The organism is Undibacterium sp. FT79W, assembly GCF_014284215.1.
GTDB classification, from domain to species: Bacteria; Pseudomonadota; Gammaproteobacteria; order Burkholderiales; family Burkholderiaceae_D; genus Undibacterium; species Undibacterium aquatile.
The window spans coordinates 1-22,888 of sequence record NZ_JACOGB010000011.1; the positions used below are offsets into that span (position 1 = coordinate 1).

The window sequence follows — 22,888 nt, forward strand, 5'->3', positions numbered from 1 at the left end:
CAGGTTCAATCAAGCCACACAGCCACTTCACGGGCGAGATCTACGTTTTGTCGAAAGATGAAGGCGGTCGTCATACACCATTCTTCAACAACTACCGTCCACAGTTCTACTTCCGTACAACGGACGTAACTGGTTCGATCGAGTTGCCAGCAGACAAAGAAATGGTGATGCCAGGTGATAACGTCTCTATCACAGTGAAACTGATCAACCCGATCGCGATGGAAGAAGGTCTCCGTTTCGCTATCCGTGAAGGTGGTCGTACTGTTGGTGCGGGTGTTGTTGCTAAAATTATCGAGTAATTTTTAAAGTTCATTCGAAATAAGTATTGCGGCTTGCCAAGGCCGCAGTACTTATCAAGTGGTTCTAAGATGTAGGGGTGTAGCTCAATTGGCAGAGCGTCGGTCTCCAAAACCGAAGGTTGTAGGTTCGATTCCTACCGCCCCTGCCACCGTCAAGGCCGCAGGGCACCGAAAGTAAATCAAAAGTATGTCTAATCATTCCGTACAAACAGTAAGTACCTCCAATGACAAATATAAAGTCATTCTGGCTGGTGCTGCAGTCGTTTCTGGAATTGCTGCTTTTTACATTCTCGCTGGTCAGTCGACTTGGGTTCGGGTTGTTGCTCTTCTGGCGGGCTTGGTTGTTGCTGTCGGACTGCTTGCAATCTCCGAAGTTGGTCGTAATTTTTTTGATTTCGCTAAAGAATCTGTTCGTGAAACAAAAAAGGTTGTCTGGCCTACGCGCAAAGAAGCCGGTCAGATTACGGCAGTGGTGTTTGGTTTTGTATTGGTCATGGCGATCTTTCTCTGGGGGACGGATAAGTTTCTCGAGTTTTTGTTGTATGACGTAATTCTTGGATGGAAAAAATAATGAGCGATAACATTCAGGAAAACGAGCAAGGTACAGCGCCTGAGGTGTCTGTACCTAAAAGCGCTAAAAGATGGTATGCCGTTCACGCCTACTCAGGCATGGAAAAAAGTGTGCACCGTGCTCTGGTGGAGCGTATTGAGCGCGCTGAAATGCAGGATCTGTTCGGTCGCATTCTTGTGCCAACAGAGGAAGTGATTGAAGTTCGCAATGGTCGTAAAGTAGTGACTGAGCGCCGCTTATTTCCAAGCTATGTATTCGTTGAAATGGATATGACGGACGATACATGGCATCTGGTAAAAAATACCAGCAAAGTGACTGGCTTTATTGGTGGTAAGTCGAATAAGCCTGCGCCGATTCCTCAGCATGAAGTAGATAAAATTCTGCAGCAAATGCAGGATGGCGTTGAGAAGCCAAGGCCAAAAGTATTGTATGAAGTTGGTGAAGTTGTACGTATTAAGGAAGGCCCGTTCACTGATTTTAACGGAAACGTTGAAGAAGTTAATTACGAGAAATCCAAAGTGCGTGTAACAGTGACGATTTTTGGTCGCGCAACACCAGTTGAGTTGGAATTTGCTCAGGTTGAAAAAGTCTGAGAGTAGCAATCGTTGATTAGTACGAAAAAAGCAATTTTTGAAACTGAGAAGTAAACAGAGGAGCCTGACTTAGTTAATAGCCTTGTCAGGCGCTAACACTCAATTAATGAAGGAGCCAACATGGCAAAGAAAATTATTGGTTTTATCAAGCTGCAAGTGCCAGCTGGTAAAGCAAATCCATCCCCACCAATCGGTCCAGCTCTGGGTCAACGTGGTTTGAATATCATGGAATTCTGTAAAGCATTTAATGCACAGACTCAAGGTGTTGAACCAGGTATGCCGATTCCTGTCGTGATTACTGCATTTGCGGATAAGTCTTTCACTTTCGTGATGAAGACTCCACCAGCAACTTACATGATCAAAAAAGCTGCAGGTATCACTAAAGGTTCAGCTAAACCTCACACTGATAAAGTTGGTAGCATCACACGTAAGCAAGCTGAAGAGATCGCGACTACTAAGCGCGCAGATCTGACAGCAGCTGATATGGACGCAGCAGTGCGTACTATCGCTGGTTCCGCTCGCTCTATGGGCATCACGGTGGAGGGTCTGTAATGGCTAAGTTATCTAAAAAAGCAAAGTTGCTCGCAACTAAAGTAGATCGTCTGAAAGTGTATCCATTTGACAATGCTATCGCGTTGATCAAAGAATGTGCTACAGCGAAATTCAACGAATCTATCGACGTTTCTGTTCAACTCGGTGTTGATCCTAAGAAATCTGACCAAGTTGTTCGTGGCGCAGTTGTATTGCCAGCTGGTACAGGTAAAACAGTACGTGTAGCGGTATTCGCTCAAGGCGCAAAAGCTGAAGAAGCTAAAGCAGCAGGTGCAGATATCGTTGGTATGGAAGATTTGGCAGAACGCGTTAAAGCTGGCGATATGCCATTTGACGTTGTGATCGCATCTCCAGATACTATGCGTATCGTTGGTACTTTAGGTCAGGTTCTGGGTCCACGTGGCCTGATGCCAAATCCGAAAGTTGGTACTGTGACTCCTGACGTTGCTACTGCAGTTAAAAATGCAAAAGCAGGTCAAGTACAATACCGTACAGACAAAGCAGGTATTATTCACACTACTATCGGTCGTAAGTCTTTTGCTGATGGTGATCTGAAGTCGAATCTGGTTGCATTGATCGATGCACTGAACAAAGCTAAACCAGCGACAAGCAAAGGTGTTTACCTGCGTAAGATTTCTATCTCATCTACGATGGGTGCCGGCGTACGCGTTGATCACGCTAATCTCGGTTAAGTAAAAAATTAAGTCCTCATGCTGTATTGCATGAGGCGTATCTTTGGGCTGAATATCTTGAGCAATCAGGATGTTCGGAGTGTCAAAGACCGTTGGGCTTGTTACTTTGTTTCAAGTTAAACATCTGTAGAGCAATTTGCAGAACCCAACGCAGATGGTGTACCCGAACAAGTTTTGTAGTGATTACTGGTCCCCCAGTGAAACTCCTAACTTCGGACGCCGTGTTCGAAACGATGTGAGGGAAGTGCATCATCCTGATGTGCAGACTGAATATCATTAATGGAGGTTGACCGTGAGTCTCAATCTGAATGACAAAAAAGCCGTCGTCGCTGAAGTCTCTGCAAAAGTAGCAACTGCTCAGACTATCGTCGTGGCTGAATATCGTGGCATCCAGGTCGGTCATTTGACGCAATTACGTGCTAACGCACGTGCTCAAGGCGTATACATGCGAGTGTTGAAAAACACACTCGCCCGTCGCGCTGTTGAGGGAACTGCATTTGCCAGCCTCGCTTCTGAAATGACCGGTCCGTTGATCTATGCGATCTCGGAAGATGCTGTTGCTGCTGCTAAAGTCGTTCAAGACTTTGCAAAAAGCAATGACAAACTGGTTATCAAAGCGGGTAACTATGCAGGCAAATCGCTGGATAAAGCTGGCGTTGTTGCATTGGCAAGCATCCCAAGCCGCGAAGTATTGTTGGCGCAAGTCGTAGGTATGATGCAGGCTCCTGTATCTGCTTTCGCACGTGCTCTGGCCGCCGTGGCAGCAAAGAAAGAAACAGAAGCTGCGTAATGCAGTGACGTTTCCGTCAAATACCGTATCAATGTAATTAATTAATTGGAGTTTCAAATGGCAATTAGCAAAGACGATATCCTGGAAGCCGTAGGCGCGATGTCCGTAATGGACCTGAACGATCTGGTTAAAGCTTTCGAAGAAAAATTTGGTGTGTCCGCTGCTGCAGTTGCAGCTGGTCCTGCTGCTGGCGGCGGTGCTGCTGCAGCTGCTGAAGAACAAACAGAATTCAACGTAATTCTGGCTGAAGTTGGCGCGAACAAAGTTGGCGTCATTAAAGCAGTTCGTGAAATCACAGGTCTGGGCTTGAAAGAAGCTAAAGATCTGGTTGATGGCGCACCTAAAGCAGTTAAAGAAGGTGTTGCTAAAGCTGACGCTGAAGCCGCTAAGAAAAAGCTTGAAGAAGCTGGCGCTAAAGTCGACGTTAAGTAATACAGTATTAAGGCAAATCTGCGGATTTGCCGAAGTCAAAGGCAGGAATCCTCTCGAAAGAGAGGGTTCCTCTTTGGCTTCTTTGTCGTTCAGGGTTGTTTAGCTGTTTATTAAGACCGAGGGCTGAGACTTGAGGTTTTTTGTCGCAGAGTTGAATTAATTTTGTGACAGGAATCCTGAATTCTCCATCCTTCCTTGTCACTCACGGAGTGTCCATGCACTACTCATTTACTGAGAAGAAGCGTATTCGTAAATCTTTTGCGAAGCGCGCCAACGTCCACAACGTTCCGTTCTTATTGGCGACTCAAATCGAGTCGTACCAAAGCTTTTTACAAGAAGACAGAACAGCGGCAAACCGCAAAAATGAGGGCTTGCAGTCAGCCTTCACTTCGATTTTTCCTATCGTTTCACACAATGGATTCGCTCGTCTCGAATTCTTGTCCTATGTTTTAGGTGATCCTGCTTTTGACGTCAAGGAATGTCAATTGCGTGGACTTACCTATGCTTCGCCATTGCGTGCAAAAGTTCGCCTGGTGATCTTGGATAAAGAATCGCCGACTAAGCCTGTCGTTAAAGAAATGAAAGAACAGGAAGTCTACATGGGTGAATTGCCTTTGATGACGACGACGGGTTCTTTTGTTGTTAACGGTACTGAACGTGTGATTGTTTCCCAGTTGCATCGTTCGCCAGGTGTGTTCTTTGAACATGATCGCGGCAAAACGCATTCTTCCGGTAAATTGTTGTTCTCGGCAAGGATCATTCCTTACCGTGGTTCATGGCTGGATTTCGAGTTTGACCCGAAAGATATCCTGTTCTTCCGTATTGACCGCCGCCGTAAGATGCCAGTAACGATCTTGTTGCGTGCTATCGGCATGAGCAACGAACAGATTCTGGCAAATTTCTTTGTTTTCGATAATTTCAACCTGCATGCAGATGGCGCAGAGATGGAATTTGTCGCTGAGCGTTTGCGCGGTGAAGTTGCGCGTTTCGACATCGCTGACAAATCTGGCAAAGTAATTGTTGCTAAGGATAAGCGTATCAATGCTAAGCATGTACGTGAAATCGAGGCGGGTGGAATCAAGCACATTTCTGTACCTGAGGACTATCTGCTTGGCCGCGTATTGGCGAAAAATATTATTGATGCCGATACCGGTGAAGTGATTGCGAATGCCAACGACGAGTTGACAGAGGAATTGCTGGCGCGTTTGCGCGATGCACGTGTAACAGACATTCAGACTCTGTACACGAATGATCTGGATCAGGGTGCTTATATTTCTCAGACCTTGCGTACTGATGACACTTCGGATCAGATGGCTGCCCGTGTTGCGATTTATCGCATGATGCGTCCTGGTGAACCACCAACAGAAGATTCCGTTGAAGCATTGTTCAATGGTTTGTTCTATAGCGAAGACCGTTACGATCTGTCCGCTGTCGGCCGTATGAAGTTCAACCGCCGTATCGGGCGTGATGAACTGACAGGTGCGATGACACTGTCGAACGAAGATGTATTGGCTGTGATCAAGATTCTGGTTGAACTGCGCAATGGTCGCGGTGAAGTCGATGATATTGATCACTTGGGTAATCGTCGTGTACGTTGCGTCGGTGAATTGGCTGAGAATCAGTTCCGCGCTGGCTTGGTTCGTGTTGAGCGCGCGGTCAAAGAGCGTCTGGGTCAGGCTGAAGCCGACAACCTGATGCCGCATGACCTGATCAACTCCAAACCTATCTCTGCAGCGATTCGTGAGTTCTTCGGTTCTTCACAATTGTCTCAGTTTATGGATCAGACTAACCCATTGTCCGAGATCACGCATAAGCGTCGTATTTCCGCTCTGGGACCTGGTGGTTTGACACGTGAACGTGCCGGCTTTGAAGTCCGCGACGTTCATCCAACTCACTATGGTCGTGTTTGCCCGATTGAAACTCCTGAGGGACCAAACATTGGTCTGATCAACTCTCTGGCTCTGTATGCACGTCTGAACGAATACGGTTTCCTGGAAACGCCATACCGTAAGGTTGTTGACAGCAAAATCACCAACCAGATCGACTACCTGTCTGCGATTGAAGAGGGTCGTTACATCATCGCTCAGGCGAATGCGACGATCGATGGTGAAGGCAAACTGATTGATGAACTGGTTTCTGCGCGTGAAGCTGGCGAAACGATACTGGTATCCCCAGAACGTATCCAGTACATGGACGTGGCAACTGGTCAGGTCGTTTCTGTTGCGGCATCGCTGATTCCGTTCCTCGAACACGATGATGCGAACCGTGCGTTGATGGGTGCCAACATGCAACGTCAGGCAGTTCCTTGCTTGCGTCCGGAAAAAGCATTTGTCGGTACAGGTATTGAACGTACTGTTGCAGTTGACTCCGGTACAACGGTACAGGCATTGCGTGGCGGTAAAGTTGATTACATCGACGCGGGCCGTATCGTTATTCGTGTGAATGATGCTGAAGCGCAGGCTGGTGAAGTCGGTGTGGATATTTACAACCTCATCAAATACACACGTTCTAACCAAAATACAAATATCAACCAACGTCCTATCGTTAAAGTCGGAGATGTGGTTGCTAAAGGCGACGTACTGGCTGACGGCGCATCGACAGATATGGGGGAGCTGGCTCTTGGTCAGAACATGCTGGTCGCGTTCATGCCATGGAACGGCTATAACTTCGAAGATTCGATCCTGATCTCTGAAAAAGTGGTCGCTGACGACCGCTACACATCGATTCATATCGAAGAGTTGTCGGTTGTTGCCCGTGATACTAAGTTGGGTGCCGAAGAAATCACGCGTGATATCTCAAATCTGGCTGAAAACCAACTGGCTCGTCTGGATGAGTCCGGTATCGTCTACATCGGCGCTGAAGTAACAGCTGGTGATACTCTGGTAGGTAAAGTGACACCAAAAGGTGAAACTCAGCTGACACCGGAAGAAAAACTGTTGCGCGCGATTTTCGGTGAGAAAGCGTCTGACGTCAAAGATACGTCCCTGCGCGTGCCTTCAGGCATGGTAGGTACAGTCATCGACGTGCAAGTGTTCACTCGCGAAGGCATCCAACGCGACAAACGTGCACAGCAAATTATCGATGATGAATTGAAGCGTTATCGCCTGGATCTGAACGATCAGTTGCGTATTGTTGAAGGCGATGCGTTTGAACGTCTGGAACGTATGCTTGACGGTAAGATTGCAGATGGTGGCCCAGCCAAACTGGCGAAAGGCACGAAACTGACCAAAGAATATCTGGCAAGTATCGACAAGTACCACTGGTTCGATATTCGTCTGGCATCGGACGAAGCAGCGAATGCTCTGGTCGCGATCAAAGATTCTATCGCTGAGAAACGTCACCAGTTTGATCTGGCTTTCGAAGAAAAACGTACCAAATTGACGCAAGGCGATGAATTGCCGCCAGGCGTACAAAAAATGGTCAAGGTTTATCTGGCTGTTAAACGTCGCTTGCAACCAGGTGACAAGATGGCGGGGCGTCACGGTAATAAGGGTGTGGTTTCCCGTATCGTTCCTATCGAAGATATGCCATACATGGCCGACGGTACTCCTGCAGACATCGTATTGAACCCATTGGGTGTTCCTTCACGTATGAACGTGGGTCAGGTTCTGGAAGTACATCTGGGTTGGGCCGCAAAAGGTCTGGGCTTGCGTATCGGCGAAATGCTGAAGGCAAAAGCCAAGGTCGAAGAGTTGCGTGAATTCTTGAAAAAGATTTACAACGAATCCGGCAAAACAGAAGATCTGGACAGCTTCACCGATATAGAAATTCTGGAATTGACGAATAACCTGAAAAACGGTGTGCCGTTTGCAACGCCAGTGTTTGACGGTGCGGATGAAGAAGAAATTCGTCGCATGCTGGATCTGGCGTTCCCTGACCATATCGCGCAGCATCTCGGTATGACACCGTCGAAAAACCAGGTTACTTTGTACGATGGCCGTACCGGTGAAGCGTTTGAACGTAAAGTCACACTGGGTTACATGCATATGTTGAAACTGCATCATCTGGTTGATGATAAAATGCATGCCCGTTCGACTGGCCCTTACTCTCTGGTGACTCAACAGCCATTGGGCGGTAAAGCACAGTTCGGTGGTCAGCGTTTCGGTGAGATGGAGGTTTGGGCTCTCGAAGCATACGGCGCGTCTTATGTCTTGCAAGAGATGTTGACTGTCAAGTCTGATGACGTGAATGGTCGTACCAAAGTGTACGAAAATCTCGTTAAGGGCGACCACGTGATTGACGCTGGTATGCCGGAATCGTTCAACGTTCTGGTCAAAGAGATCCGCTCTCTGGGTATCGATATCGATCTCGAACGCGATTAATTGTAATTAAGTAGTAAAACCATCGCCCGAACGAGTTTCGGGCGTTGGTCATTCAGCTAGCCAGCAGTTTGGAAGCGAGTTCGTTCCCGGTATGAGCGGAACCAGTGTCGACAGACCTGGCTCTCCCGCTGATGCGAACAGGGTAAGGCGAAAGACCTTCTGTTGCAGCACCATTCAGCCACCAAGCGTGAATTTCAAAGTAAATTGCGCGCTTCACTGGAGTGATATACATGAAAGCCCTGCTCGATCTATTCAAGCAAGTTCAACCTAACGAACAATTCGACGCGATCAAAATTGGTCTGGCGTCTCCTGAAAAAATTCGTTCCTGGTCCTACGGCGAAGTTAAAAAGCCGGAAACCATCAACTATCGTACTTTCAAGCCTGAGCGCGACGGTTTGTTCTGCGCCAAAATTTTTGGCCCTATCAAAGATTACGAATGCTTGTGCGGTAAATACAAACGTCTGAAGCACCGTGGCGTGATTTGTGAAAAGTGCGGCGTTGAAGTCACACTGGCGAAAGTGCGTCGTGAACGCATGGGTCACATTGAGCTGGCGTCGCCAACGGCACATATCTGGTTCCTGAAATCTCTGCCATCCCGTCTGGGTATGGTGCTCGACATGACATTGCGCGATATCGAACGCGTTTTGTATTTTGAAGCATACGTTGTGACCGATCCTGGCATGACACCGCTGAAAAAATGCCAGATCATGTCGGAAGACGACTACGCTGCTAAATACGAAGAATACGGCGATGAATTCACCGCATTCATGGGCGCAGAAGGTATCCGTGAATTGCTGCGTTCGATTGATATCGACCGTGATGCTGAAACTTTGCGTGTAGAACTCAAAGAATCCAAATCTGAAGCCAAGATCAAGAAATATGCAAAACGTCTGAAAGTTCTCGAAGCGTTCCAACGCTCCGGTATCAAACCAGACTGGATGATCATGGAAGTATTGCCAGTGTTGCCGCCAGAGCTGCGCCCATTGGTACCGCTGGATGGTGGTCGTTTTGCGACTTCCGATCTGAATGATCTGTATCGCCGCGTCATTAACCGTAATAACCGTTTGAAGCGCCTGATGGAATTGCGCGCTCCGGAAATCATTACGCGTAATGAAAAGCGTATGTTGCAAGAAGCAGTCGATTCATTGTTAGACAATGGTCGTCGCGGTAAGGCAATGACTGGTGCGAACAAGCGTCCATTGAAATCTCTGGCTGAGATGATCAAAGGTAAAGGCGGTCGTTTCCGTCAGAACTTGCTGGGTAAGCGCGTCGATTACTCTGGTCGTTCCGTTATCGTGGTTGGTCCGCAACTGAAATTGCATCAGTGCGGTCTGCCAAAATTGATGGCCTTGGAACTGTTCAAACCTTTCATTTTCAATAAACTGGAATTGATGGGTCTGGCAACAACGATCAAGGCAGCGAAGAAACTGGTTGAAATTCAAGAGCCAGTCGTCTGGGATATTCTGGAAGAAGTGATCCGCGAACATCCGATTATGCTGAACCGTGCGCCAACTTTGCACCGTTTGGGTATTCAGGCGTTTGAACCAGTGTTGATCGAAGGTAAAGCGATCCAGTTGCATCCACTCGTCTGCGCGGCTTTCAATGCCGACTTCGACGGTGACCAGATGGCGGTTCACGTACCTTTGTCTATCGAAGCGCAGATGGAAGCCCGCACACTGATGCTGGCGTCTAACAATATTCTGTTCCCATCCAATGGCGAACCGTCTATCGTGCCTTCTCAGGATATCGTGTTGGGTCTGTACTACGCGTCTCGCGAAGCCATCAACGGCAAGGGCGAAGGCATGATGTTCCCTGACGTTTCAGAAGCGATCCGCGCCTGGGACAACAAGGAAGTCGAGCTGGCAACACGCGTGACTGTCCGTATTACTGAATATCCGAAAGATCCGGCAACTGGTGAATTCGTTAAAACGATCAAACGTTACGAAACCACAGTTGGCCGTGCGATTTTGTCAGAAATTCTGCCTAAGGGCTTGCCATTCACCGTGCTGAACCGCGCGTTGAAGAAAAAAGAAATTTCCAAACTGATCGATACATCGTTCCGTAAGTGCGGCCTGCGCGCTACCGTTGTGTTTGCCGATCAACTGATGCAAATGGGTTTCCGCCTCGCGACACGCGCCGGTATCTCTATCTGTATCGATGACATGTTGGTACCGCCACAAAAAGTGACTTTGCTGGCAGCGGCTGAGCACGAAGTTAAACAGATCGAGCAGCAATATGCGTCCGGTCTGGTGACGGCTGGTGAGCGTTACAATAAAGTGGTCGATATCTGGGGCAAAACCGGTGATGAAGTCGGTAAGGCCATGATGGAACAACTGAAAGTTGAACCAGTTACACGCCGCGACGGCACAGTTGGTACACAAGAATCGTTTAACGCGATTTACATGATGGCCGACTCTGGTGCGCGTGGTTCTGCAGCGCAGATTCGTCAGTTGGCCGGTATGCGTGGTCTGATGGCGAAACCGGATGGTTCGATTATCGAAACACCGATTACCGCGAACTTCCGCGAAGGTCTGAACGTTCTCCAGTACTTTATTTCTACGCACGGTGCGCGTAAAGGTCTGGCCGATACCGCATTGAAGACAGCGAACTCCGGTTACCTGACACGTCGTCTGGTTGACGTGACGCAGGATCTGGTCGTGGTTGAGGACGATTGCGGTACAAGCAATGGTTCTTCCATGAAAGCGCTGGTCGAAGGTGGTGAAGTTAACGTGCCTCTGCGCGACCTGATCCTCGGCCGTGTTTCTGCTAACGATATCGTGAATCCTGAAACACAGGAAACACTGTACGAAGCAGGTACTTTGCTGGATGAAGTCGCGGTTGAACGTATCGAAGCACTGGGCATTGATGAAGTGAAAGTACGTACGCCACTGACTTGTGACACTCGTTACGGTCTGTGCGCAATGTGTTACGGACGTGATCTGGGTCGCGGTATGATGGTGAATGCTGGTGAAGCAGTCGGTGTTATCGCTGCGCAGTCCATCGGTGAACCAGGTACACAGTTGACGATGCGTACGTTCCACATTGGTGGTGCGGCGTCCCGTGCAGCAGTGGCATCTTCCGTTGAGGCAAAATCCAACGGTACGATTCGTTTCACAGCAACGATGCGTTATGTGACGAACGGTAAAGGCGATCAGATCGTAATTTCCCGTTCTGGTGAAGTGTTGATCACGGACGACCACGGTCGTGAACGTGAACGCCATAAAGTACCTTACGGTGCCACGCTGATCGTGAAAGACGGCATGGTGATCAAGGCAGGTACAGCACTGGCAACATGGGATCCGCTGACACGTCCTATCATTACCGAATACACCGGTACTGTGAAGTTTGAAAACGTCGAAGAAGGCGTGACTGTTGCGAAACAGGTTGATGAAGTGACTGGCTTGTCCACTCTGGTAGCGATCGATGCGAAACGCCGTGGTAGCGCTGCTGGTAAGTCTTTGCGTCCGCAAGTGAAGCTGTTGAACGAACAAGGTGAAGAGGTCAAGATCTCTGGTACCGAGCACGCAGTGACGATTGGCTTCCAGGTTGGTGCGCTGATTACGGTGAAAGACGGTCAGCAAGTACACGTTGGTGAGGTTCTGGCGCGTATCCCGACTGAATCACAAAAAACCCGTGATATTACCGGTGGTCTGCCACGCGTTGCTGAGTTGTTCGAAGCGCGTTCACCAAAAGATGCAGGTATGTTGGCGGAAGTAACTGGTACGGTTGCCTTTGGTAAAGAAACCAAAGGTAAGCAACGTCTGGAAATCACCGACATGGACGGTGAGAAACACGAATTCCTGATCACCAAAGACAAACAAGTCCTGGTGCATGACGGTCAGGTTGTGAACAAAGGTGAGATGATTGTTGACGGCCCGGCCGATCCACAAGACATCCTGCGTTTGCTGGGTATCGAAGCGTTGGCACGTTACATCGTTGACGAAGTGCAGGACGTGTACCGCTTACAAGGCGTTAAGATCAATGACAAGCACATTGAAGTGATCGTGCGTCAGATGTTGCGTCGTGTGGTTGTGGTGAATCCAGGTGATGCGAACTACATCGTCGGTGAACAAGTTGAACGTTCTGACCTGTTAGGTGAAAACGATCGCGTGGTCGCTGCTGGCGGTATTCCTGCAACGTATGAAAATATCTTGTTGGGTATTACCAAAGCGTCTCTGTCGACCGATTCCTTCATCTCGGCAGCGTCCTTCCAGGAAACAACCCGCGTTCTGACAGAAGCAGCGATCATGGGCAAGAAAGATACCCTGCGCGGCCTGAAAGAAAACGTCATCGTGGGTCGTCTGATTCCTGCCGGTACCGGTCTGGCATTCCACCGCGCCCGCAAGTTGAAAGAAACCTGGGAAGCGGATGAACGTCACGCGTTGCTGGAAGCAGAAAAAGCAGTCTTCGCTCCTGCTCCAGAAGCAACAACAACTGATGTGCATGAAGGCGACGCGTAAGCGTAGCTGAAAGAATAAAAACGGCACCGAAGCTTAGTCTCCGGTGCCGTTTTTTTATAGAGATAGGACTGTCGCAAAACTGCCCCAGCGGCGTTATGGCTCCTCGCCTTACTACTCGTACTGTCTTCGTCGCCATGGTGTAGCCAGGGTTTCAGGCAACATGTTGCCTGCTGGCGAAACGGACATCGCTTACCAGCGATGTTTCCCAAAGCAGAACAAAGCTTTTTAGCCTTGCCGGGGCAAATTGCGTCAGTCCTAAGAGAATGAGATTCAGCGTAGCCCCTCGCAGTGTTGTCAGTTGCTGTTACCCCCCTAACCGTACTGCATCAGAGGCTGACGTCTGAAGCAAGGTTCATAAAAATTTAAATTTTCACGACGAATACAGACTCATGCCAGATCAATGCCTTACCACAACGCCTGCAAGCGGCCGTACTGATGATGTTCAGCTCAATATCGCTGCAGAGAAGATCCTCGTATTGCGTGATGCGTTCGGCATGTTGGCGGATGTTGAAGTTGTCGCGGAAACTGGCTCGACGAATGCTGATCTGCTGTCCCGATTGGGCGAATTGAATAAGCCGCTACTGCGCGTTGCCTTGCATCAGACTGCCGGTCGCGGGCGCGCAGGTCGTAGCTGGCAATCGGTGCCGGGTGGCATGCTGATGTTTTCGCTTGCCTGGCCATTGAGCCGGGAGACACACGCACTGATGGGATTGCCGTTGGCGGTTGGCGTTGCTATTGCAGACGTATTACAGGCACTCGATTTACCAGTGCAACTGAAGTGGCCGAATGATATTTTACGCGACGGAAAAAAGCTGGCAGGTATACTGATCGAAAGTGCCGCCAAAAAAAATGGCGGCACCTGGATTGTGGCTGGCATCGGCCTGAATCTGCAGTTGCCCGAGGCATTTGAAGCCAGCCTGGGGCGTGCAGTTGCAGATGCGCCGTGGCTGGCACGGATGGACAGAAATGCTTTGCTTGCGCATTTGCTGAACGCCCTCGCAAAAGCTTTCGAGCAGTTCGATCAGCACGGTTTTTCTGCGTTTCAGGCGCGTTGGAATGCGCTGCATGCCTACGCGAATCAGGAAGTGCAGATCATTGACCACGGCCAGATACTGCAGCGTGGTATCGCCACCGGGGTTGATGTCAGCGGCCGTCTGCTGCTGCAAACTCTAGCCGGGCAAATACCCGTACTGGCGGGTGATGTGTCGTTAAGACTGACCGATGCGGTTTGATATTCGCGCCGATTGCACAAACAATGAAAGAAGAATAGACATGCTATTACTGATTGATGCCGGTAATACCCGCATCAAATGGGGCATCCCCCAGTTAGCGACAGCGTTGACTCACGCGTTACCAGACTGGCTGGCAATGGATTCTGTTGCCCATACAGAGATTGCCACCCTGGCTGAGCGTTGGCATCAATATCCGGTCACCAGAGTGCTGGTGTCGAATGTCGCGGGTGAGGGTGTTAAAGCACAGCTCAGCGATATATTGGCGCGTATTTTTCCCACGCTGCAACCATATTGGCTGGCATCGCAAGCGGAGTTGGCCGGTCTGCAAAACCATTATCGTCATCCCCAGCAACTGGGTTGTGATCGTTTTGTCTCTGCGATTGCGGCGCATTATCTGTATCCGCAACAGAATCTGATTGTGGCGACCTGCGGTACTGCAACGACGATCGATGCGGTCAGTGCAGACGGTGTGTTCACTGGCGGTATGATTTTGCCGGGCTTGAAACTGATGGCGGAATCGCTGGCTCGCAATACAGCACAATTGCCGCAGGTTGCAGAAAGCATCAGGGTCCATCAACCATTTGCCGATAACACTGATCAGGCGATCGTCAGCGGTTGTATACATGCGCAGACTGGTGCGATCACACTGGCTTATCACGCCTTCGCCGAGGAACAGAAAACAGCGGTGACGTGTCTGATCTCCGGCGGTGCCGCGCCTTATCTGTTGCCCCATCTGGATTTTGATTGCCAGCATATCCCCAATCTTGTCTTGACTGGACTGTATGTCGTGGCACAATCAAGCCCGAGCTGAATTCACCTACTTATCATCATGCTGCGATTTTTTTTCTGGAGTTTATTGGTCTTGAACGCATTTGCGCTGGCGTTCAATCTTGGCTGGCTGGGACATTGGTCATTGGAGACGCATGAGCCGGAACGCCTGAAAAAACAGCATCACGTCGATGAACTGGTACAGATTTCCGCCAGTGCAGCGATGACCGCAGCAGAGCCTGTGCCGGAAAAAAAAGCTGAAATCATCGCTTGTCTGGAAATCGGGAATTTTCCTCAGGCCGAGGCGCCGAAGATAGAAGAGAAGTTAAAAACGCTGGCTTTGGGCGATAGACAGTCACGGCTGAATGTCAGCGATATCGGCACCCATATGGTGTACATCCCGTCTCAGGGCAGCAAAGATGGTGCGGATAAGAAAGTAGGTGAATTGCGCCGTATCGGCATCACCGATTTCTTCGTGATACAGGAACAAGGCACCTTACATTGGGGAATTTCACTCGGTATTTTCAAGACTGAAGAAGCGGCAAAATTACATCTGGCCAATCTGAATAATAAAGGGGTACGCACCGCCCGCATCATGCCGCGTACCGTGACCACCTCTAAATTTGCCTATCAGCTGCGGGCGCTGAATGGGGATGAAAAGACGAAGTTTGATGCGATTAAGGCACAATTCCCTGCACAGGAAACCCGCAATTGCCAGAATGCGGCCTATAGCAAAAGCTGATCTTCATTCGCATTTTGAACAGTGGTTTTTATGATTTGATTAAGCGCCCGCCGTGGCGCTTTTTTATCACCTTTTGTTCTCGTGGCGCAAAGCTAAGTAGTATTCGCTCTTTATCCTTTTCTGATTAAAATCTCACCACCTATTCTCATAATGTGAGAATGCAGACTTGATATTCCGGAGTCTGCTGTTAGCATGGCATAGCTTCTTTTGAAATGTCAGCGATGATCAACTTATTTCCTTCTGCACCTGTACATGATGTCCGGTTCGATGTGCCATCCGGTGAGCGGGTGTTGCAGGTTCTGGCTTGCGTCGCACGCGCAGGGCAGGCACTCAGCGCCAGAGAATTGGCGGCACAAACCGGAATACCGCTGAGCAGCTTGTACCGGCAAATTGCCATGCTCAAAAAGTGGGGACTGTTGCAGGAGCACGTGCACAACGGGCAGGTAGCCCAGAGCGGATTATATGAGCCTGGGCCAATGGCGGTGCAGCTTGCGTGGGGCTTCGATCATCATTCCCATCTTATGCAGCAAGCGCGCGAAGAAATGCAGCAATTACTGGAGCGATCCGGCGAAAGCGTGGGCTTATTAATTTACTTGCATGGGCAGGTAATTTGTCTCGATATGCTGGAAAGTCCGCAGGCTTTACGCTGTTCGTTCACGCGTGGCAGCACAGGCCCGACGACGCGCGGCGCATCCGCCAAAGCCTTACTGGCCTGTTTGCCGCCCGCCGTGTTGGATGCCCAACTGGCGACTCAGCAATTAGATGATGCAAGAGTCGCTGAGCTGAAACAACAACTGCAAGAGATCGCCCGGCAAGGATATGCGGTCAGTCAGGATGAAGTCGATATTGGCGTCTGGGGCGTCAGCGTGCCAGTCATGTCGGCAACGGTGAAGGCCGAGGCGACCCTGTCACTGATGGCACCGACCAGCCGCGCCCTGCCGCGTAGCGATGAATTGATACGGCTGACGCAGGCGGCTGCGGCCAAGATCAGTCAGCGTCTGCGTATCGAAAGCCGTATCTGAATCTGAACAAACTATATCGACTAAACCGTCATCATCGCTAACGTCATTTCTATCGTCTTAGCCATTTTTGAAAGCGTCCCATGTATCCCGCATTCCATTTTCAACAAGGCAGCACGCCTTTACTGATTTCCATGCCGCATGTCGGAACAACGATACCGGCCGAAGTCGCCGCGCAGATGCTGCCGGTGGCGCAAGAGAAAGCGGATACCGACTGGCATTTAGCTTTGCTTTACAACATGGCGCAGGAGCTAGGCGCATCGACACTCATAGCGGAACATTCGCGCTATGTGATTGATCTGAATCGTGCGCCGGATAATGCGAATCTGTATCCGGGGCAGGACACCACAGGCTTGTGTCCCGTCGATACGTTTGCCAAACAGCCTTTGTATCTGCCGGATCAGCTACCGACGGATGCTGAAATTCAGCGCCGTATCAGCACGTACTGGCAACCATATCACCAGCAATTGCAAGCAGAGCTTGCTCGCTTGCAGCGTCAGCATCGCAGAGTGGTGTTGTGGGATGCACATTCCATTGCATCGGTCGTGCCGCGTTTTTTTGATGGCAGATTACCGGATCTGAATTTTGGTACCGCCGATCAGAAATCATGCGCCCCCGCATTACAGCAAAGGCTGGCGGCCTGCTTGCAATATTCCGCTGATGCACAGCGCTATAGCCATGTATTCAATGGCCGTTTCAAAGGTGGCTACATCACGCGTCAGTACGGACAACCCGCACAGCACATTCACGCAGTGCAATTGGAAATGAGCCAGCGCGTGTATATGAACGAAGCCGCGCCGTATGCGTATCGCCCCGATCTGGCACAGCAGGTGCAGGGTCTGTTGCGGCAATTGCTGCAGCAGTGCATAGACTGGGCGCATGAAACGGAGGCGGCATGACGACGCTGTTTGCGCGCAACGCGTTTTTGCCGCAAGGCTGGACAAAGAATATTCGCTTGCAGTGGGATGCGCAGGGCGATATTAAAAGCATAGAAAACGATGCCACCGTCAGACCCGGCGAACCGCAGGCGACTTACGTGTTACCGGGCATGTGCAATCTGCATTCCCACGCATTCCAGCGCGCTATGGCGGGTATGACGGAAATCGCCGGTGACAGCAAAGACAGCTTCTGGACCTGGCGCGATCTCATGTATCGCTACGCGCTGCACATCACGCCAGAGCAGATACAGGCGATTGCCGCACAACTGTATGCAGAATGTCTGCGGCACGGTTATACAGCAGTGTGTGAATTCCATTATCTGCACCGTGACCCTGCGGGCAAGATGTATGCGAATCCGGCGGAAATGGCGCTATGCCTGATCGCCGCCGCCAGTCAGAGCGGCATCGGCATGACCATGCTGCCGGTGTTGTACAGCTACGCTGACTTCCATGCAAAGCCGCTGCGTGATGATCAACGTCGCTTTGCAACGAGTGTCGATGACATATTGCTGCTGGTGCAAAATCTAGAAGCCAGCCGCAGTCATCAGGTGGAAGTTGGCGTTGCGCCGCATTCACTGCGCGCGGCCAGCATAGGCCAGATACGCGAGCTGCAACAGGCAATGCCCACCGGGCGGCCAGTGCATATCCATATCGCAGAGCAGATGAAAGAAGTCGAGGCTTGCCTCGCTGCCAGCGGCCAGCGCCCGGTCGAATTGCTTCTGGAGACCGGTCTCGTTGATCAGCGCTGGTGCCTCGTGCATGCAACCCATCTGACGTCAACTGAAGTCGCCGGCATCGCCGCCAGTGGTGCCGTGGCCGGCATTTGCCCGACCACCGAAGCGAATCTGGGTGATGGCTTTTTCGATTTACCGGATTACATCGCCGCCGGTGGACGTTTTGGCATCGGCAGCGACAGCCATGTTTCGCAAAGCGTGGTCGAAGAATTGCGCTGGCTCGAATATGGCCAGCGTCTGCGTTTGCAAGGCCGCAATATTGCCAGCAACGCGCAGCAAAAAAAGGTCGGTGATTTTCTGTGGCAATCGGCGCTGCAAGGCGGCGCGCAAGCCAGCGGGCGCAGGCTGGGCAAACTCGCTTCCGGTTATCGTGCCGACTTCATTGTGCTCGACGATGCGCATCCGAATCTGGCCGGAATTTCCAGCAGCGATGTGCTCAATAGCTGGATCTTTGCCGGTAACGATACGCTGGTGCGTGACGTTTATGTCGGTGGAAAACAAGTCGTCAGTAATGGCCGCCATTGCCAGCAAGCGCAGATAGAAAGCGCCTATGTCAATTGCATGCGCGAGCTGCGCAAGCTGTGATTTGGCATTTTTCCTTGCTGGAAGCGAAAAATATACTGGGGGGAGTATTTTTAAACCTCCTTATTTTCTGCTGAGATTAAGGCGGTTTTTGTGCATACTCCCCCAATTTTCAGTCAATGAATAAGGTTGATGGGCAATCAATATGCCATTATTTCTCAGGGAAAATGTCGGAGACGAAAGGCGTCTGCTCCAGCACCAGACACATTGTTTGTTCCAGTAAAGCGGAATCCGGACGCAGCGGTTCAGGCACGCCGACGGCCTGAAATCCTTCCCGGAGATAGAGTCGCATCGCAGCGCTGTCGCCGCACGTCACCCCTAATTGAACAAGCCTGGCGCGCCTGGATTTTGCCCATAGAATTGCTGCTCTGAGCAGTTCCGCTGCCATACCTTGTCCCCGATATTCTGGTGCCACCCACACCTGAAAAATATTGACGACGGAAGTGTCAGTGGCATCCTCTTTCGCCCACAGCAAACCAGCAAATTCATTTTTAACGCCCGAAATTTCCGCTATTAATGGGTGATCTTTATCTGAGCTTGTTGCCAGCAAGAGTCGTGTTGCCCAGGCATCGTCAGGACGATCTTTTTCTGCTGCGAGTGTGCTGCCAAAGGCGTCTGGCGCGTCGGCAAGAGAGCGAAGTCTGATCTGCCGGTATTGTTGCCATTCGTGTGCGGTTAAGGGGCGTACGGTGTAAGACGTGGGTGAAGATGTCATCGGTTGATCTCAGGTGCAAGGGATGTGTCGCTGCTTGGTTTTTCTTGCAAAGTTGCTGCGCAGGCGCAGGTTAACGTATTCCTGCCAGACAAAACCAATCTGCTCGCAGCGGTGGAGCCGAAGTAAGAGAAAGTCAGGTGAATCAAGCCAGCACTGAAGCGCTTGTGGCGCACTAATTCGTCGCGAAAGAATAAATATACTCCCTCCCAGTATTTTCAGGCATCCTTATTTCATAAAGGGATAAGGATGAAAAAGCCACATACTCCCCATTTTTATTGATATTGTCGATGAACTTCAGCGATCTTCTTGAGAGTGAATTCACGCTATTTTATTGACCACATTCTGCATTTCGTCGGCGTATTCATCATTTCGTCACAAACTCTCGCAAAACAATGAAAATTTGTTATGCTTCATTTCTCGTTTAATAAGAGAACAAGCATTTTCTGTCATAACGGGGTGCACGCAAAACCGCCTTTCCGGCGTGACGTTGCATCAGTGGTACTGATCGCTGTTATCGATGTCAGCCTGGTATCAGAGATCAGAGAAATAGAAGAGAAAAGTTCAGAAGTAGTGAAGTTGACCGTTTAACGACTAATGGAATAAATCAATGAAACTCAAACCAATTTGCCTTGCATTTGCCCTCGCGTTTACTGCTGCGACTGCAATGCCTACCCTTGCAGCAGCGCCAAAAGCGGTTGTTGCAGCAAAAGCGACTGCATACACTAGTGTTGAAGGCATCACGGAATACCGTTTGCCTAACGGCTTGCGCGTATTGCTGGCACCGGATGCATCAAAACCTACCACCACCGTCAACGTGACTTACCTCGTTGGTTCACGCCATGAAAGTTACGGCGAAACCGGTATGGCGCATTTGCTTGAGCACATGGTGTTCAAGGGTACCAAAGACCGTGGCAACATCATGCAAGAGCTGAGCAAGCGCGGCATGCAGTTCAATGGCACCACGTTTTACGATCGCACCAACTACTTCGAAACTTTCCCTGCCAGTGAAGATAATCTGAAATGGGCGCTGGAAATGGAAGCCGACCGCATGGTCAATTCCAAAGTGGCACGGGTTGATCTCGATACCGAATTTTCCGTGGTTCGTAATGAAATGGAAATCGGTGAAAACAATCCGTTTGGCGTGCTTTGGAAGCAGCTCAGTGCGGCCACTTTCGACTGGCACAACTATGGACACAGCACCATCGGTGCACGCTCTGATGTCGAAGGCGTCAAAATCACGAACCTGCAGGCGTTTTACCGTAAGTTCTATCAGCCGGATAATGCTGTGCTGATGGTGGCCGGTAAATTCGATGCGGCAAAAACCCTGGTGCTGATTGAAAAATCCTTTGGTGTCATCGCCAAACCGACGCGTGAACTGAGCAACACCTGGACCCGCGAAGCGCCACGCGATGGTACGCGTGAAGTGACCGTGCGCCGCGTCAGCGATCAGCAACTCGCTGCCGTACTGTATCCGACATCTGCAGGCAGCCATGCTGATGCTGCGGCTGTCTCTGCTTTAGGTGAGATTCTGGGTTCTTCACCCAATGGCCGTTTGTATAAAAAGCTGGTGGAAAGTAAAAAGGCAGTGAGTGTCGGTGAAATTACCTTCCAGCTGGCAGAGCCTGGCTATGCTATGTTCTTAGGCATCATGAGTAAAGATCAGAATGTCGCGGATGTGAAAGCGAGTCTGATTGAAACTGTCGAAGGGCTGGCGCAAGAACCGGTCACCGAAGCCGAATTGAAGCGGGCCAAAACCAATCTGTTGAATGCGTTGGAAAAAACCATCAACGATCCGCAACGTCTGTGCGTCAGTATGTCTGAATCGATTGCATTGGGTGACTGGCGCATGTTCTTCATTGAACGTGATCGTATCGAAGCATTGACGGTGGCAGATGTACAGCGCGTCGCACAAAATTATTTTAAAGCCGACAACCGCAGTTATGGTCAGTTCCTGCCAGTGGCAAAACCTGATCGCGCTGAAATCCCAGCGGCACCGGACGTTGCCAAACTGGTGGAAGGCTACAAAGGCCGTGCGACTGTGGCGGCAGGCGAGACCTTCGATGCAACCGCTGCCAATATCGATAAACGCACAGAAAAACTGACGCTGAAAAATGGCGCGAAAGTCGTGCTGTTGAGCAAAAAAACGCGCGGTGAAACCGTGAATGGCAATCTGAGTCTGCATTTCGGCGATGAAAAATCCCTGTTCGGTAAAGTGGCTGTTGCCGATCTGACTGCGGATATGCTGATGCGCGGTTCGGGCAAATTCACCCGTGCCGAACTCGATACCAAACTCGGTGAGCTGAAAGCTAAATTACGTATTTCCGGTGCAGGGCAGAATCTGAATGTCAGCTTTGACACCGTGCGCGCTAATCTGCCAGCCTTGCTGGATCTGCTGCGTGAAGTTCTGCGTGCACCGACATTCCCGCAATCTGAATTCGATTTGCTGGTCAAAGAAAATCTGACGCAGATAGAATCTGGTAAAAACGAGCCACAAGCGGTTGCAACACGTGCAATGGGCGCTTTGAAAAACAGTCTGTATAAAAAAGGCGATATTCGTTATCAGTCTTCTTTCAATGAAGCGATGGAAGAATACAGCACTGCAAAACTCGACAGCGTCAAAGATTTCTACAAAACCTTCTATGGTGCAAACAGTGCCGAGTTTTCTCTGGTCGGTGATTTTGATGCGGCAGAAGTCAAAACGAAACTGGCCACGGTGCTTGGCGACTGGAATAGTCCAGCGAAGTATGTTCGTGTTCCCAGCCTGAATCTGAATGCAAACGGACAAGCGAACAGCATAGAAACTCCGGACAAAGCGAATGCGTTTTATCTGGCATCACTGCCGTTTGAACTCGATGACCAGTCGCCCGATTATCCAGCGTTGCGCGTTGCTAATAATATTCTCGGTGGTGGTATCAAATCACGTCTGTTCAATCGCCTGCGTCAGAAAGAAGGCATCAGCTACGGTGCTGGCAGTTCACTGAGCGTGCCGAGTCTGGACAAAAACGCAGCGGTTGTTTTGTACGCAATGTACGCACCGCAAAATCTGGCGAAATTACAAACCGGCGTGAAAGAAGAGCTGGCTTTGTTAGTCAAAGACGGTGTGACGGCAGCAGAATTGGCGGATGCGAAGCAGTCTATCGCACAGGAAGGCAATATCCGCCGTGCGCAAGATCCGGCATTGGTAGGCAACCTGCGCGGCCAGTTATATGTTGGTCGCTCTATGGCATTTGATGCTGAGGTCGAAGCGAAAATTGCCGCACTGACGCTGGATGATGTGAATGCGGTGATACGCAAATACGTGAAACCAGACAGTTTTGCCCATTTCTATGTCGGCGATTTTGCTGGCGCAGCGAAAAAAGCAGCGGCCGCGAAGTAAGTCTTTTTGAGGGCATAACGCGACAGAAAATTCTGCTCGCGTAACTGTCAGTGGAAATATAAAAAAAGCGC

Annotated in this window: 17 protein-coding genes and 1 tRNA gene; 17 read left to right on the forward strand and 1 reads right to left on the reverse strand. The window is 50.2% G+C overall.

Annotated elements, in window-relative coordinates; genetic code table 11:
* The 16 genes from H8K38_RS17185 to H8K38_RS17265 all read left to right on the forward strand — a co-directional run.
* The coding region (locus H8K38_RS17185) for an elongation factor Tu (protein ID WP_186884622.1) at positions 1-299 on the forward strand (299 nt) is incomplete at its 5' end.
* A 73-nt stretch (positions 300-372) separates the two neighbouring features.
* Positions 373-448 (forward strand) — tRNA-Trp (locus H8K38_RS17190).
* A gap of 38 nt (positions 449-486) precedes the next feature.
* Complete coding sequence (gene secE, locus H8K38_RS17195; RefSeq protein WP_186886080.1) at positions 487-870, forward strand: preprotein translocase subunit SecE; 384 nt, start codon at positions 487-489, stop codon at positions 868-870.
* Positions 870-1,463 carry a transcription termination/antitermination protein NusG gene (gene nusG, locus H8K38_RS17200; RefSeq protein WP_186886081.1) on the forward strand — a complete coding sequence of 198 codons (594 nt, stop codon included), beginning with the start codon at positions 870-872 and terminating at the stop codon, positions 1,461-1,463. The genes secE and nusG overlap by 1 nt, the downstream gene beginning before the upstream one ends.
* Before the next feature lie 120 nt (positions 1,464-1,583).
* Entirely contained in the window at positions 1,584-2,015 is a 432-nt protein-coding gene (gene rplK, locus H8K38_RS17205) for a 50S ribosomal protein L11 (protein WP_186886082.1), read from the forward strand.
* Entirely contained in the window at positions 2,015-2,707 is a 693-nt protein-coding gene (gene rplA / locus H8K38_RS17210) for a 50S ribosomal protein L1 (RefSeq protein WP_186886083.1), read from the forward strand. The genes rplK and rplA overlap by 1 nt, the downstream gene beginning before the upstream one ends.
* A gap of 292 nt (positions 2,708-2,999) precedes the next feature.
* A complete protein-coding gene (gene rplJ, locus H8K38_RS17215) occupies positions 3,000-3,497 on the forward strand; it encodes a 50S ribosomal protein L10 (RefSeq protein WP_186886084.1) in 498 nt (165 codons plus the stop codon).
* Positions 3,498-3,554: 57 nt separating this feature from the next.
* Positions 3,555-3,929 (forward strand): 50S ribosomal protein L7/L12, encoded by a 375-nt coding sequence (gene rplL, locus H8K38_RS17220; protein WP_186886085.1) that lies wholly within the window; start codon positions 3,555-3,557, stop codon positions 3,927-3,929.
* A 215-nt stretch (positions 3,930-4,144) separates the two neighbouring features.
* Positions 4,145-8,251 (forward strand): DNA-directed RNA polymerase subunit beta, encoded by a 4,107-nt coding sequence (gene rpoB, locus H8K38_RS17225; protein WP_186886086.1) that lies wholly within the window; start codon positions 4,145-4,147, stop codon positions 8,249-8,251.
* 230 nt (positions 8,252-8,481) lie between these two features.
* Entirely contained in the window at positions 8,482-12,711 is a 4,230-nt protein-coding gene (gene rpoC / locus H8K38_RS17235) for a DNA-directed RNA polymerase subunit beta' (RefSeq protein ID WP_186886088.1), read from the forward strand.
* Between the two features lie 389 nt (positions 12,712-13,100).
* Positions 13,101-13,943 carry a biotin--[acetyl-CoA-carboxylase] ligase gene (locus H8K38_RS17240; protein WP_255423057.1) on the forward strand — a complete coding sequence of 281 codons (843 nt, stop codon included), beginning with the start codon at positions 13,101-13,103 and terminating at the stop codon, positions 13,941-13,943.
* Between the two features lie 40 nt (positions 13,944-13,983).
* Positions 13,984-14,754 carry a type III pantothenate kinase gene (locus tag H8K38_RS17245; RefSeq protein ID WP_186886089.1) on the forward strand — a complete coding sequence of 257 codons (771 nt, stop codon included), beginning with the start codon at positions 13,984-13,986 and terminating at the stop codon, positions 14,752-14,754.
* A 51-nt stretch (positions 14,755-14,805) separates the two neighbouring features.
* Positions 14,806-15,453, forward strand: a complete 648-nt coding sequence (locus H8K38_RS17250) for an SPOR domain-containing protein (RefSeq protein WP_186886090.1) — start codon at positions 14,806-14,808, stop codon at positions 15,451-15,453.
* A 221-nt stretch (positions 15,454-15,674) separates the two neighbouring features.
* A complete protein-coding gene (locus H8K38_RS17255; protein WP_186886091.1) occupies positions 15,675-16,475 on the forward strand; it encodes an IclR family transcriptional regulator in 801 nt (266 codons plus the stop codon).
* 80 nt (positions 16,476-16,555) lie between these two features.
* Positions 16,556-17,371, forward strand: a complete 816-nt coding sequence (hutG, locus tag H8K38_RS17260; RefSeq protein WP_186886092.1) for an N-formylglutamate deformylase — start codon at positions 16,556-16,558, stop codon at positions 17,369-17,371.
* Entirely contained in the window at positions 17,368-18,729 is a 1,362-nt protein-coding gene (locus H8K38_RS17265) for a formimidoylglutamate deiminase (protein WP_186886093.1), read from the forward strand. Before hutG ends, H8K38_RS17265 begins: the two co-directional genes overlap by 4 nt.
* 148 nt (positions 18,730-18,877) lie before the next feature.
* Here the strand turns inward: H8K38_RS17265 and H8K38_RS17270 are convergent, their stop codons facing one another.
* Positions 18,878-19,441 (reverse strand): GNAT family N-acetyltransferase, encoded by a 564-nt coding sequence (locus H8K38_RS17270; protein WP_186886094.1) that lies wholly within the window; start codon positions 19,439-19,441, stop codon positions 18,878-18,880.
* Positions 19,442-20,048: 607 nt separating this feature from the next.
* On the opposite strand from H8K38_RS17270, the gene H8K38_RS17275 reads away from it, so the two are divergent.
* Entirely contained in the window at positions 20,049-22,817 is a 2,769-nt protein-coding gene (locus tag H8K38_RS17275; RefSeq protein ID WP_186886095.1) for a pitrilysin family protein, read from the forward strand.
* Positions 22,818-22,888: the final 71 nt, after the last annotated feature.